Origin of the sequence: Psychrobacter sp. TWP2-1-2, from assembly GCF_049896785.1 — a bacterium.
Classification (GTDB): Bacteria; Pseudomonadota; Gammaproteobacteria; order Pseudomonadales; family Moraxellaceae; genus Psychrobacter.
Genome location: NZ_JAFCVA010000002.1, coordinates 285,100 through 298,755, shown reverse-complemented (window position 1 = coordinate 298,755; position 13,656 = coordinate 285,100). Strand labels below are relative to the sequence as shown.

At 44.5% G+C, this 13,656-nt stretch carries 12 protein-coding genes; 9 read left to right on the top strand and 3 right to left on the bottom strand.

Features of this window, described 5'->3' with window-relative positions; all coding sequences use genetic code 11:
* The first annotated feature begins 16 nt into the window (after positions 1–16).
* Positions 17–1,339, top strand: coding sequence for an O-acetylhomoserine aminocarboxypropyltransferase/cysteine synthase family protein (locus ACP7AE_RS03190; RefSeq protein ID WP_201540655.1), 1,323 nt, complete (start codon positions 17–19; stop codon positions 1,337–1,339).
* Positions 1,340–1,479: 140 nt separating this feature from the next.
* On the opposite strand, the gene ACP7AE_RS03185 is transcribed toward ACP7AE_RS03190, so the two are convergent.
* Entirely contained in the window at positions 1,480–2,499 is a 1,020-nt protein-coding gene (locus tag ACP7AE_RS03185; RefSeq protein ID WP_198330257.1) for an adenosine kinase, read from the bottom strand.
* 54 nt (positions 2,500–2,553) lie between these two features.
* Positions 2,554–3,522 (bottom strand): 16S rRNA (cytidine(1402)-2'-O)-methyltransferase, encoded by a 969-nt coding sequence (gene rsmI, locus ACP7AE_RS03180; protein WP_201540654.1) that lies wholly within the window; start codon positions 3,520–3,522, stop codon positions 2,554–2,556.
* Between the two features lie 135 nt (positions 3,523–3,657).
* Here rsmI and ACP7AE_RS03175 point away from each other — a divergent pair, with 135 nt between their 5' ends.
* From ACP7AE_RS03175 to hisC, 8 genes are all read left to right on the top strand, one after another.
* Positions 3,658–4,143 (top strand): YraN family protein, encoded by a 486-nt coding sequence (locus ACP7AE_RS03175; protein ID WP_201540653.1) that lies wholly within the window; start codon positions 3,658–3,660, stop codon positions 4,141–4,143.
* A 216-nt stretch (positions 4,144–4,359) separates the two neighbouring features.
* Positions 4,360–5,199 (top strand): BON domain-containing protein, encoded by an 840-nt coding sequence (locus tag ACP7AE_RS03170; RefSeq protein ID WP_201540652.1) that lies wholly within the window; start codon positions 4,360–4,362, stop codon positions 5,197–5,199.
* A gap of 275 nt (positions 5,200–5,474) precedes the next feature.
* On the top strand, positions 5,475–6,482 hold the full coding sequence (locus tag ACP7AE_RS03165; RefSeq protein WP_426241287.1) for an alpha/beta hydrolase: 1,008 nt from the start codon (positions 5,475–5,477) through the stop codon (positions 6,480–6,482).
* Positions 6,483–6,604: 122 nt separating this feature from the next.
* Positions 6,605–6,856, top strand: coding sequence for a BolA family protein (locus ACP7AE_RS03160; protein ID WP_010200621.1), 252 nt, complete (start codon positions 6,605–6,607; stop codon positions 6,854–6,856).
* A gap of 105 nt (positions 6,857–6,961) precedes the next feature.
* Complete coding sequence (gene murA, locus ACP7AE_RS03155) at positions 6,962–8,230, top strand: UDP-N-acetylglucosamine 1-carboxyvinyltransferase (RefSeq protein ID WP_201540651.1); 1,269 nt, start codon at positions 6,962–6,964, stop codon at positions 8,228–8,230.
* Positions 8,231–8,377: 147 nt separating this feature from the next.
* Positions 8,378–9,073 carry an ATP phosphoribosyltransferase gene (hisG, locus tag ACP7AE_RS03150; protein ID WP_045447985.1) on the top strand — a complete coding sequence of 232 codons (696 nt, stop codon included), beginning with the start codon at positions 8,378–8,380 and terminating at the stop codon, positions 9,071–9,073.
* 289 nt (positions 9,074–9,362) lie between these two features.
* Entirely contained in the window at positions 9,363–10,658 is a 1,296-nt protein-coding gene (gene hisD, locus ACP7AE_RS03145) for a histidinol dehydrogenase (protein WP_201540650.1), read from the top strand.
* Positions 10,659–10,737: 79 nt separating this feature from the next.
* Positions 10,738–11,871, top strand: coding sequence for a histidinol-phosphate transaminase (gene hisC / locus ACP7AE_RS03140; RefSeq protein ID WP_426241286.1), 1,134 nt, complete (start codon positions 10,738–10,740; stop codon positions 11,869–11,871).
* Between the two features lie 124 nt (positions 11,872–11,995).
* Here the strand turns inward: hisC and ACP7AE_RS03135 are convergent, their stop codons facing one another.
* Positions 11,996–13,648, bottom strand: a complete 1,653-nt coding sequence (locus ACP7AE_RS03135) for an anthranilate synthase component I family protein (RefSeq protein WP_426241285.1) — start codon at positions 13,646–13,648, stop codon at positions 11,996–11,998.
* Positions 13,649–13,656 lie beyond the last annotated feature (8 nt).

Below are 13,656 nucleotides of genomic sequence, written 5' to 3'. Positions count from 1 at the left end.
AATAAAGGAATATATGATGAGTGATGAACAAGCAGCCCAGCAAACAGCCCAAAAATCAGCGACTCCTCAACGTCTTGAAACCTTGGCTATTCATGCCGGTTATAGCGTTGAGCCAACGACCAAAGCGGTCGCAGTGCCGATTTATCACACCAGCTCGTACGCCTTTGATAACACTCAGCATGGTGCTGATTTGTTTGATCTAAAAGTTGCAGGTAATATCTATACCCGTATTATGAACCCGACCAATGCCGTGTTAGAGGAACGTGTCGCGGCGCTCGAAGGTGGTATCGGTGCCCTTGCCGTAGCATCTGGCATGGCAGCCATCACTTATGCAATTCAAACCATCTGTGAAGCGGGCGATAATATCGTTGCTGTGTCGACCTTGTATGGTGGTACTTATAATTTATTTGCCCATGCGTTGCCACGTCAAGGCATCGAAGTGCGATTCTTCGATCATAAAGACCCTGAAGCGATTCGTAATCTAATCGATGATAAGACGAAGATGGTCTTTGCCGAAAGCATCGGTAATCCATTGGGCAATATCGTAGATATTCAGGCATTAAGTGATATTGCTCATGAATATGGTGTGCCAGTCGTGATTGATAGTACGGTTGCCACGCCTGCGTTATGTCGTCCTTTTGAGTTTGGTGCGGATATCGTGATTCATTCATTGACCAAATATATGAGTGGTACAGGTACGTCGATTGGTGGGGCGATTGTCGATAGTGGTAAATTCGCATGGGGCGACTATCCTGAGCGTTTTCCGTTATTAAACACGCCAGATCATAGTTATCACGGTGTGAACTTTGTCAAAGACGTGGGCGCAGCGGCATTTATCGCTCGTGCTCGCGTGGCGCCACTACGTAATACGGGCGCGGCACTTAGCCCATTGAATGCCTTTGGTATTTTGCAGGGCATGGAGACATTGAGTCTACGTATGGAGCGTCATGTGCAAAACGCCCAAGCCGTCGCAGAATATCTACGTGACCATAACAAGGTTGCTTGGGTAAAGTATGCGGGTTTACCGGATCATCCTGAGCACGAGCTTGCCAAAAAATACATGAAAGGTACGCCATCTGCTATTTTGACCTTTGGAGTCAAAGGTGGTCTAGAAGCAGGTGCGCGCTTTATCGATGCGCTGCAATTGATTACTCGTTTGGTCAATATAGGTGATGCCAAATCACTAGCCTGTCATCCAGCGACGACCACGCATCGCCAGCTTAATGAGCAAGAGCTCGAAAATGCAGGTGTAAGCACTGATATGGTACGTCTATCAATTGGTATCGAGCACATCGAAGATATCAAAGCGGATCTTGCGCAAGCATTAGCCTCGGCTTAGTATTAAACGCTTTCTATTGAACTGAACCATGTGAACTGAGCAATGTGAACTGAATAATTTGTCTCATTGCCGATAATAAAAAAGCCCATATCAATCGATATGGGCTTTTTTTATTATCGGCAATGACAGATTTTTATAAGTTAAGCAGATAGTACACGCTTTGCAATATCTCTATAATCTTGTGAGGCCAATCGTGGTCCAAACTGTTGAATCACCTGCGCCGCCACTTCGCTGGCAAGACGACCACATTCAGGCAAGCTATAGTGCTGCGACAACGCGTATAAAAATGCTCCTGCGTAATTATCACCGGCACCGTTGGTATCAATGACATTAGTAACGATTGGTGTAGCAACTTCATAAATCTCAATCTCTGATTTGTCATCAGCTTTATGGGCGATCGTTGCACCATTGGCACCATCAGTGACGACTGCCGTCTGGCAATACTCAAGCAGTGCGCGTGCGGCTGCCTTGACTTGTTTTTTGTCCGTAAAGAGTTTGGCTTCCTCACTATTACAGAATATCACTGCCACTTTATTGCCCAGCATATTGAGTAAACCGTCTTTGGCAAACTTCACCACGGCAGGATCAGCAAAACTTACGGCAATTTTTGCAGAATGAATCCCTGCTTGATGACGCAACTGAGTCATGGCAGGCTGAATACTCTCAGTCATGGCCAAGTAGCCTTCTATATATAACCAGTCAGCTTGTGTCAGCGCATCAAAATCGACATTTTCTGCGGTGATTTCGCTTGAAGTACCGAGATAAGTTTGCATGGTGCGCTCGCCATCTTCGGTCACTGCGACCACACATGAACCCGTTACTCCGCCTGCATGGATAGATTTCTCTGAAGTTGCAACACCTGCTTCATGTAAGTCTTTGAGATAAAACTCGCCTTGTTGATCGTCACCGACGCGGCACGCATAAAATGGCTTGCCGCCTAAACTTGCAAAGGTGTACATCGTATTGGCCGCTGAGCCACCACCAGCCTGCTTTGATGGTGCAATTTCTGCCAGTTTAAAATACGCCAATAATTGCTGTTGCTCGTCGATACCGGCCAGCGTCATATTACCTTTGGTCAAATCAGTCTCTTCTAGCGCCGCATCTGACAATACATATTCATGGTCAACCAATGCGTTGCCTATCGCCATTACATTGTACATTGCTCACTTCTCCTCAATAGTTTTATAACTGTCTTTAATATGAATATCCAAAAATTATTCAGCTTGTAGCTCAAGTAAGCGCTGATATAGCGCATTCTTTTTGACGCCAGTAATGTCAGCGCCCAATGCAGCGGCTTTTTTAACCGATAAGTCCTCAAGTAAGCGCTGCAATAATTTATCATGAATACTGATGTCATCCGCATCCTGCGCCACATTCACGCCAGCGACGACCACGACTATCTCACCGCGCTGTTGATTGTCATCAGCTTTGACAAATTCTACCAAATCCCCAAGAGTGCTTTTATGGACAGTCTCAAAGGTCTTAGTCAATTCACGGCAAAAAGTGACTTCACGATCTGCGCCAAATATAGTCGCCATGTCTTCTAAACTGGCGATAATACGGTGCGGTGCTTCATAAAATATCAACGTTTCAGTACGTGAGTTTAATGCTGCTAATTGCTTTTGGCGACCGTGGGTTTTGGCAGGTAAAAACCCAATAAAGCTAAAGCGGTCTGAGGGCAATCCTGCGACTGACAGTGCGGCAATGGCAGCAGAGGCACCAATGATAGGAGAGACTCTAACGCCAGCCGCATGAGCAGCCTGTACCAGTTGATAACCTGGATCACTGATGAGTGGCGTACCGGCATCACTAATCAAAGCAACCGAATGACCTTGCCCGATCATCTCGATAATTTTGGGTGTTTGAATGGCACTATTGTGTTCATGATATGCCCAAAGCTTGTTATGACCTTTTTGCTTGGTCGCGATATCAGCGTCTGTCACGTTACTATCGGTATTATTTTTAGTGTTAGGAGCTTCTGACTCTTTTTCGTCGTCGGCTTTACTGCCTTTGGTATCAATGCCAAAATGCGACAATAGCTTACCTGAGGTACGGGTGTCTTCACAGGCAATGATGGCGACTTGTTTTAAAACATCGATGGCATGCGGCGTCATATCGCTCATATTGCCAATCGGCGTGGCAACGATATATAGACAAGCTGGCATCGCGGTAGGGCTAGACATGAAAACCTCGGAGTATTAAAAGCGGGAATTAAAATATAATGTGGCGCGCTGACTGACAAAACTGGTCAAAAATAGGGCTTAAGCAAAGCATAAAACACCATACCAGCATCTGCACGCGAAAGTGGCTAGTTTAGCATGATGTGCTATGATAATTCTGAAATGTTAACGAGACCCATCGACCTTATGTGCAGTCATAAACCTTTGAACCTCACTTCACCAAAGCAGCGCCAAGGCAGTCTGTTCGAGCAGCAGGCGTGTGAGTTTTTACAATCGCAAGGATTGATTTTGATTGCCCAAAATTGGCAGCAGCCCAAAGTGGGTGAGCTGGATTTGATTATGCTGGAGACAGGTTCAGCATGGTCGACATTGGTATTCATTGAGGTGCGTCAACGGCAGCGTTCAGGTTTTGGTGGTGCTGCACTGAGCGTGACGGCAAGCAAACAACGTAAAGTGATTAAAACGGCGCAATATTTTTTGCAACAGCATCCTGAGTATGAGGATTATGACTGCCGGTTCGATGTTATCGCTTATGATACGGTAGGTACTCATATTAAGACCAGTGGTCAAAACATAGCAAATCAACCACAATGGCTCAAAGGTGCTTTTATAGCAGATACGTGATAATAGGATGTAAAAGCAATCCAACTAGAAGGTAGTAAGTACTTATCATCGAGTGAGCGTTACCAAAAACCTAACCGCTGATAGTAAAAATTAAGTAAAGTAGCTAAGTTGTTATTAACTGAATTAACAGTTGTCAAAACAAACGTTACTAGATTAAAACTGGCTCAATCAATTGACTTTATACTATCGTCACACTCATGTTCTAAGAGGTAAATCATGACACGGATGCATTTGCGCACTGCTATTTTTGGCTCATCAAGCCGCACCGCGATAGGCGTTATGCTAATGACCAGCATCGTCACTACGGGCTGTACCACCAATTATTTGACCAACAGTACAGAAGGTACGTATGGTGTGCCGATGACAGAGCGTACCATTCCGCAGAGACTACTGGATCGCAGTATCGAACATACCGTCAAAATCAATGTTTATGGGTTAAAAGAAGACCTGCAACAAACCAGTCGTATGGGTATTGATAGCTTTAATAGTGAAGTGTTATTGACAGGCGAAGTACCCACTGAGGCCATCAAAGTAGAAGTCGAAAAAGTCGTCAGCTCTATGCCAGATGTGCGTCATGTCTATAATGAGCTAAACGTCAGCGCGTCTAAAGGCTATAGCTCGACGGTTCATGATGGCTATATCACCTCAAAGCTGCTGGCAAAAGTCGCCGCGAGTGATGGCGTCAAAGCCTCACAGATCAAAGCCGTGACCAATGATGGTGTGGTTTATATCATGGGACGTATGACACCGACTCAGCAGAGTCACCTAATCGATATCGCCAATAGCACCGTTGGTGTGACTGAGCTGGTGCTGCTGACGACCGTCGTTGATGACAGGGGCGTAAAGATAAGTAAAGACGACATTATGTCTGAAAATAACTTGGTAAATCCTGCTTCAGCGCCAGTCGTTGTGGACGGGGTAGCTGCTGCTAGCGTTAATAATTCTGAAGCGCCAGCGTCCGTTGCTACATCGACTCCTATCGTCGTGACCGAAGATGGCACAACCGTTGAGCAACCGTCATCAAGCCCATATATAGACCTGTATCAAGATCAGTAAAAAGTATTCTAAAATACAGCTGTTATTTATTAATAAAACAAAAAAACAGTGGCTAAATAGCTTGTAGGGTAAGCTATTTGCCCCGTCAGTTTAAACCGTGTTTAATGACAAGAAACCTAAACACTGTTAACAGGAAAAACACGAGAACGTCTGAGCCAGCCAGTAAGATATAAAAGCGAATAGTAGATAAGACAGGATTAGTGCTTATTTTATAAAAGGGCTATCGCAGTGCTGTTAATTTTGATCCATGTATAAATATAATAGGGATACTGGCAATGAAGGATGCAAATAAGCGCTTAGAATATAATAAAAGCCGTCAAAAAATAAATAATGAAAGCATGATTAATAATACTGCTAGCAAAGTAGGCATTCTAAAATTCACAGGTGTCGCCGCCTTAGCACTGGGTAGCGTTGCCCTAGCCACCCAGAATGCGCAAGCCTTATCGCCACTGGCTATCGTCAATGGCATTACTGCTAGTGGCGGCGTTGGCGTCAGCAAAAACATTCTCTATGGTGATGAGCCCGATCAAGATTTGGATATTTATTATCCCAAGCCATTAGCACAAGCGATGAAAGCCCAAAGCGCTATCAATGATGGTGCGATTAATGATAGCTATCCGATGGTGGTGTTTGTCCACGGTGGCTCGTGGGAGAGTGGTAATAAAGAACAGTATGCCTTTGTTGGTCAGAGTTTGGCGCAAGCAGGTTATGTCACCGCCGTAATTAATTATCGTAAAGCGCCTGAGCATGTGTACCCTGATTATGTCAAAGATACGGCGCAAGCGATTGCTTGGAGTATCAATAATGCTCCGAGCTTACATGCTGATCCTAAACGCTTGGCGGTAATTGGACATTCTGCTGGTGCATTTAACGCAGTTGCAGCGGTCGCCAATGAAGATTTTTTAGCGCCTTATGGTATTAAGCCAGAGGATATTACTGCGGTCGTGGGTATTGCTGGTCCTTATAGTTATGACTTCCGCAAATTTGATAGCGCCACCGCCTTTGCTGCTGATGCTACGCCAGATGACGTCATGCCAGACCGTCAAATCAAAGGCGAGCAGCCCCCGTATTTATTGTTGACTGCCGAAAAAGACAAAGTGGTATATGCGACCAATACGATTAAAATGACCAAAGCGTTGCAAGAGGCGGGCGTCACCGTAGAAAACGGTGAAATAAAAGGTGCCAGTCATGTGACCAGTATTGGTGCGATGGCACCGCCGCTACGTTGGGTCAATGATGTACGCGCGCAAGTACTGACGTACTTGGATAAAATGCTCAAATAATGGATGGCAATCAGAAGTTAGGTGCAGTTGCGTAAGACAGTACTGTAAGATGCTTAAACTCTTGTTATAATGTCGTCACTTTAAATCTATACCCTATCTGACACTTTAAGGCAGAATATTCTATGAGCATGAACGCTGACGATTTGATTGCATTTTTACAGACTCACTTCCCAGACGCTTTTATTCAAGCTGCCAATCAAGGTAATAAGTTTGATGTACGCGTGGTTGATGCCAGTTTTGAAGGTAAGCGTGCCGTGCAACGTCAGCAGGCGATTTATGCATTAGTCAATGATAAGATCGCCAGTGGCGATATTCATGCGCTCAATATTCAAGCGCTGACGCCTGCTGAATGGGATGTTCAATCCAAAGGCTAGACCGTTATACATATGATTGGGCTTATTAGACTGGCTATTATATTGGCTGGGTGTGATTGGTCTGATTTTCACTATTTTAATACTCATCGTTAGGTTGTCACTTCTATGGATCAATTTTTAATCACTGGTAGTAGTCGTATCGCAGGGGAAGTTACTATCTCAGGCGCCAAAAATGCTGCTTTGCCGTTACTTGCCGCTATGATATTGGCCGAGACGCCAACGACATTGCACAATGTGCCATCGTTACAAGATGTGCGGACGTTGATTGAATTGATCGGTGGTATGGGTATCAAAATCCAAAAGCAGGACGATACTGTCACCTGCGATACCAAGAATATCGATAATTTCTATGCACCGTATGATTTAGTAAAGACCATGCGCGCATCGATTTTAGTGCTTGGACCATTGCTGGCACGTTTTGGTGAGGCAGAAGTGTCATTGCCTGGCGGCTGTGCCATTGGTTCACGTCCTGTTGACCAACACCTAAAAGCCTTTGAAGCGATGGGTGCTGAAATTAGTGTCGAAAATGGTTACGTAAAAGCACAAGCGCCAAAAGGTGGTAAGCTGATTGGTTGTAACTACTCTTTTGATATGATTACCGTGGGCGGTACTGAAAACGTCATTATGGCAGCCGCACTTGCCAAAGGTACGACCGTTTTAGGTAATTGTGCCCTTGAGCCAGAAGTCGTTGATTTGGCCAATATGTTGGTCGCGATGGGTGCTAAAATCAGCGGTATCGGCACTTCGATTATGACCATCGAAGGCGTTGAGCGCTTACACGGTTGTGAGTATTCGGTTGTACCGGATCGTATCGAAACAGGCTCATACCTTGCTGGCGCACTCATGACGCGTGGCGATGTGTTGACTAAAAACACCTCTGCGCTATTACTAACACCTGTGTTAGAAAAATTCGAAGATATGGGTGCCATTATTACCACTGGTGATGGTTGGATTCGTGCGCAGATGAAAGGTCGCCCTAAAGCGGTTGATATCCGTACTCAGCCGCATCCAGGTTTCCCGACCGATATGCAAGCGCAGGTCATGGCTATTGCGTGTTTGGCGGATGGTACGAGTACCTTTATCGAAAATATCTTTGAAAACCGCTACATGCATGTCCCTGAGCTTAATCGTCTAGGTGCTTCTATCCAAGTAGATGGTCATACGGCCGTAGTAAAAGGCGTCGAAAACTTCACCGCTGCCCCTGTGATGGCGACTGATTTACGTGCGTCTATGTCATTGGTGATGGCAGCGGCAACTGCTGAAGGTGAAAGTTTAATCGACCGCATTTATCATATCGATCGTGGCTATGAGCATGTCGAAGAAAAGCTGCGTGCGCTTGGGGTCAATATCGAACGTATCAATACTAATGACTAATATCGATTTGCTTATCAAATCCATGACCTAAATGATTGATACGATTGGCATTGATATGAATAGCTTAGCAATCTACCATTATTAGTAACCTACCACTAAAAGCCCCCTTCAGCGGGGGTGTTAACTGCACATGGACATTATGTCATTATGACTGAAGCAAGCAATAGCCTACCAAATGATGGTTTATTAAATGAAGTAAATGATGAGTTTTCAGGTTTAACACTGGCCTTATCAAAAGGTCGTATTCTAGAAGAGACCATGCCACTGCTACGCGCAGCTGGTGTTGAGTTATTAGAAGATCCTGAAGCCTCACGCAAACTTATTTTTCCAACCTCAAACCCCAATGTGCGTGTATTGATTTTGCGTGCCAGTGATGTGCCAACCTACGTTGAACATGGCGCGGCTGACTTTGGGGTGGCGGGTAAAGATGTGTTGCTTGAGCATGGTGCCAACCATGTCTATGAGTTACTTGATTTGCAAATTGCTCAGTGTAAGTTGATGACAGCTGGCGTAAAAGATGCGCCGCTACCCAATCGTCGCCTACGTATTGCGACCAAATACGTCAATGTTGCCCGCGCTTACTTTGCCAGCCAAGGTCAGCAAGTAGATGTGATTAAACTGTATGGCTCTATGGAGCTTGCGCCGTTGGTTGGATTGGGTGATTTGATCGTCGATGTGGTTGATACAGGTAATACGTTGCGCGCCAACGGTCTTGAAGCACGCGATCATATTTGCGATGTGTCCTCACGCCTTATCGTCAATCAAGTGAGCTACAAGCGTAAATTTGCGTTACTTGAGCCGATTTTAGATAGCTTTAAAAACAGTATTGCCAGCGCTTCATAAATTAATTCCTAATGAATCAATGCTTTATCAAACGATACTAATCATTGGTAATCTCAAGCATTGTCATACAAATTTTTAAACCAGTTTAGCGCTATAAGATAGATATAGCGTGCTAAACTGGTTTTGTTGTATTTGCTTGCCAGAAAGTATGAGGTTAGTATAATCTGAACAAACTAAATATATAAAAACTGGTATATCAGCCATCACAATTATTATTAATACTCAAGACCCCTCATTTTTACATCGCTAATTTTCAGCAGTCTTTTATGCTCAGATATAGGATTAAGTCATGCGCCAACTAAGTACCCAAGATGCCGATTTTGACAGTCAATTGACAGAGTTACTTGCCTTTGAAACCGTCAATGATGTCGATTTGTTAAAGACCGTTGATGATATCATCGCGCAAGTTCGGCATGATGGCGATCGCGTCGTACTGGCGTTAACCCAGCAATTCGATCAGCATCCAGCGACGACAATGCAAGAGCTAGAGCTGTCTAAAGAGACGCTTGCTGAAGCGTTTGCGAATCTTGATGATACAGTAAAATCCGCATTGACCACCGCAGCAACGCGTGTGCAGACCTTTCATGAGCGCCAAGTACAAGAGACTTGGCAGTATGAAGATGAGCTTGGTAATCGCTTGGGTCAAAAAGTCACTGCACTTGATCGAGTAGGCATCTATGTCCCTGGTGGTTTGGCCTCTTATCCATCTTCTGTATTGATGAATGCCATTCCTGCCAAAGTGGCGGGTGTTAAAGAGGTCATCATGGTGGTGCCAGCACCAAAAGGCGTGCTCAATCCATTGGTGCTAGCCGCCGCACATTTGGCACAAGTCGACCGTGTCTTTACCATCGGCGGTGCGCAAGCGGTTGCTGCCTTGGCATATGGTACCGAAACGATTCCAGCGGTGGATAAAATCACTGGCCCTGGTAATAAATATGTTGCTGCCGCCAAGCGCGCAGTATTTGGTCAAGTTGGGATTGATATGATTGCTGGTCCTTCTGAAGTATTGGTCTATGCAGAGGGCGAGGCGCAAGATCGCGCCGATTGGTTGGCGATGGATTTATTGTCACAAGCTGAACATGACCGTATCGCTCAAGCTATCTTTGTCACGACCAGTGAACAGCAGCTTGCAGACGTAGCGGCTGAAATTGAAAAAGCGCTGGCAGAGTTGCCAAAAGCCGATATCGCCCGCGATTCGCTAAAAAATCGTGGCGCGCTTATACTGGTTAAAGACCGCGTTGAAGGTATGGCGGTGATTAATAGGGTTGCGCCTGAGCATTTAGAGTTGTCAGTTGATCATCCTGATGCGCTACTCAACGATATTCGTCATGCAGGTGCTATTTTCATGGGACGTCACACGCCTGAGGCGATTGGTGACTACTGTGCAGGACCCAATCACGTGTTGCCAACCTCTGGCACTGCGCGTTTCTCTTCACCGCTTGGCGTTTATGATTTCCAGAAGAAATCCTCTATTATTTATTGTACTGAAGCTGGTAGTAAGCCATTGGCTGAGACCGCAGATATTTTAGCGCAACGTGAGGACTTAGAAGCCCATGCGCGCTCAGCCCGTTATCGTTATCAGTAACGTGGCTTAATGATTACTTTTGAATTGTACTTTTGAGATTTATATTTAATAATTTATGTGGCTAATAGTAGGATAACTTATGAGTGAGTTAAAGATAGACACCAGACTTTGGTCATCTAAAGCGCGTAATTTGTCACCTTACGTTCCTGGTGAGCAGCCTCAGCATGAAAATTTATGCAAATTAAATACCAATGAAAACCCATTCCCACCGTCACCGAAAGTAGGCGAGGCAATCGCAAAAGTCCTAGAGCAGCAAGCGGATGATCTGCGTTTATATCCAGCGCCTGAGTCTGATGATTTGCGTGCCGCATTGGCACAACTCTATGATATTGATATCAACCAAGTGTTTGTTGGCAATGGCTCTGATGAAGTATTGGCGCTAGTATTTGCCAGCTTTTTTCTAAAAGAGCGACCTGTTTTAGCACCCGATATCAGCTATAGTTTCTATCCAGTCTATGCGCAGACCTTTGGTATCGAGCTGGTACAAATCGCCTTGGAAGAAGATTTTAGTATTGATCCTGATGCTTATCGCCAGCCTTGTAGCGGCATCATCATTGCCAATCCAAATGCCCCAACTGGACTGCTATTATCGCTTGCCGATATTCGCAAGCTGGCTAGTGAGCACTCAAATTCAGTGATTGTGATTGATGAGGCTTATATTGATTTTGCGCAGGCAGCTGATGGCAGTTCAGATACAGAAATTTCAGCAGTGAGTTTAATCAATGAGTTTGACAACATTCTTGTGACCCAAACCTTTTCAAAGTCACGTTCGCTTGCTGGATTACGCGTTGGTATGGCTTTTGGTAATGCCTCATTGATTGAAGCCTTAACCCGTATGAAAAACAGCTTTAATAGCTATCCACTGGATAAGCTGGCGCAAGTAGGGGCAACTGCCAGTGTATTGGATGTTGAGTATTTTACCCAGACTTGCCAGCAAGTCATCGACTTACGCCACTCTCTGACAGCAGAGCTGAAAGCGTTAGGTTTTGATGTGTTGCCATCGCATGCCAACTTTGTTTTTGCCCGTCCTAAAGACGGTAATGCTAATACGGTAGCGAATGCGTTACGTGAGCAAGGCATCATCGTCCGTCATTTTGACAAGCCACGCATCAATGAGTATTTGCGTATCACTACCGGTACAGCAGAGCAAAACAACCGTTTGATAGATGCTCTAGAGATGTTGCAAAAAGAGGCTGAAATCATTGCTGATTAATATCTGGTTCGCGATTTAAATCTTTATAATTGCATCACGATGCTTGTATTGATCAAAAAGCCTGCCAACATTGTGTTGAGCAGGCTTTTTGATGGACTTCTTTGGTCGTACTTTTAGAACGACCTTAAGGATATTTATGGATATTTTCTTGAGTTAAAACGCTTAATAGATTACCGACTTTATCCAAACATTCTTGGTATTCAGCATGGCAATCAGAGGCGACAGTGATACCACCGCCTGCCCATAAGCTGATATGTCTTTTTTGATCCAACTCATTATGTGATGAAGTGTTAGCTTGCAGCGTACGAATGAGCACATTCCATTGACCACTACCATCAAAGTTCATATAGCCCAATGTGCCGCAATAAGCACCGCGCGGTGCAGTTTCTAGCTCAGATATAATTTCAACCGCTCGCTTTTTTGGTGTGCCAGTAATCGAGCCAGCAGGCAAACTACCAAACAAAACGGCGAGTGGGTGAGTGTCCGTCTGTAATTCTGCGGTAATGGTGCTGACCATATGGTGCACATTGCTAAAACTCTCAATTGCGAATAACTGCGGCACTTTTACGCTGCCTATCTTGGCATATTTACCCAAGTCATTACGCAATAAATCGACAATCATCACATTTTCGGCGCGATCCTTTTCACTATCAGTCAGTTGCTGTTTATAAGCATGGTCTTGTTGAATATTAGTGCTGCGCGGCATGGTCCCTTTGATGGGCTTAGTGATGATATGGTGCTTGCCAGTATCGATATCCTTGGTAAATGTAAAAAACAACTCAGGCGAGCAGCTCAATAATTCAAACGGATGCTGGGACGTATTATTTTTGATTTCACGGTTAAAGGGATTAACCGCTAAGTATCCAGCAAAAGGTGCTCGGGTATTACGATGTAAAGCAGGTAAGTAATCAATCAGCATCGGCAAAGCGCTATTATCGCTAGGGTTATGATCAAAAAAACCTTGCCATTCTTGGGTTAGGTTGATTTGATAACAGTCGCCTTGCTGTAGATATTTTTGGGTTTGATTGAATGCTTGTTGATAGTCTTGTTTGCGCCATCGTGACTTTAATACTAAAGGAGCAGGCAGTGGTGATGCTGTCAGTTGCGTTTTATTGAGACAGTTATCAGCCAGATTTTTATCTACTATATCTAAATAAGAGACAAGTGCCTTGATAATTTTATTTTTTTGCTGATTATCAGAGTCGTTAGCAGTTGCCTTTATCGTTAATTTCCAACCCGTGTTGCCATGATTTTTCTCAGGTGCTAAGTAAATATCATAATGTCCTAATACGGCACAAGGCTGTGCTGCTCGCTCAATTTTGGCGGCCGGGCTTAGCTCATGAGCCGCAATATCATAACCAATAAAACCTATCAGACCATGATGATAACTTGGTTTTTCATTTAAATCTCTTACTGATTCTGAGTTTTCATTATCAATCTCATAAGTTTGACTATAACTGATTAATTCATCTTGCCAGTCGTTATAACTCATATGAGTGATATCATTGTGGACGGCGTCACGGCAGGTTTTTGTGACTTGATAAAGGGCTGCTTGTTCGTTCGAATTTGACGTGTTTTCAGCGCAATCATAAACAGACCAGCTTACTTTTGGCAATAAGCCAATCACCGGTCGGCCATCATTGTTGAGCCAAACCAATTGCCAGTTTGCCTTAGTATCTTGTGCGATTAAATACTGCTGTAGCAGCGGCATAAGTTCTGCAGCCGATAGGTCACCAAAACGCCAGCTAGGTTTAGTAGCTGGCGATGGATCAGACATTATTTGCT

Coding starts and splice junctions, on each gene's coding strand:
- ACP7AE_RS03190 (WP_201540655.1), top strand. CDS start 17: ATGAGTGATGAACAAGCAGCCCAGCAAACAGCCCAAAAATCAGCGACT.
- rsmI (WP_201540654.1), bottom strand. CDS start 3,522: ATGTCTAGCCCTACCGCGATGCCAGCTTGTCTATATATCGTTGCCACG.
- ACP7AE_RS03175 (WP_201540653.1), top strand. CDS start 3,658: ATGATGTGCTATGATAATTCTGAAATGTTAACGAGACCCATCGACCTT.
- hisG (WP_045447985.1), top strand. CDS start 8,378: ATGACTGAAGCAAGCAATAGCCTACCAAATGATGGTTTATTAAATGAA.
- ACP7AE_RS03165 (WP_426241287.1), top strand. CDS start 5,475: ATGAAGGATGCAAATAAGCGCTTAGAATATAATAAAAGCCGTCAAAAA.
- hisD (WP_201540650.1), top strand. CDS start 9,363: ATGCGCCAACTAAGTACCCAAGATGCCGATTTTGACAGTCAATTGACA.
- ACP7AE_RS03135 (WP_426241285.1), bottom strand. CDS start 13,648: ATGTCTGATCCATCGCCAGCTACTAAACCTAGCTGGCGTTTTGGTGAC.
- hisC (WP_426241286.1), top strand. CDS start 10,738: ATGAGTGAGTTAAAGATAGACACCAGACTTTGGTCATCTAAAGCGCGT.
- ACP7AE_RS03160 (WP_010200621.1), top strand. CDS start 6,605: ATGAGCATGAACGCTGACGATTTGATTGCATTTTTACAGACTCACTTC.
- murA (WP_201540651.1), top strand. CDS start 6,962: ATGGATCAATTTTTAATCACTGGTAGTAGTCGTATCGCAGGGGAAGTT.
- ACP7AE_RS03170 (WP_201540652.1), top strand. CDS start 4,360: ATGACACGGATGCATTTGCGCACTGCTATTTTTGGCTCATCAAGCCGC.
- ACP7AE_RS03185 (WP_198330257.1), bottom strand. CDS start 2,499: ATGTACAATGTAATGGCGATAGGCAACGCATTGGTTGACCATGAATAT.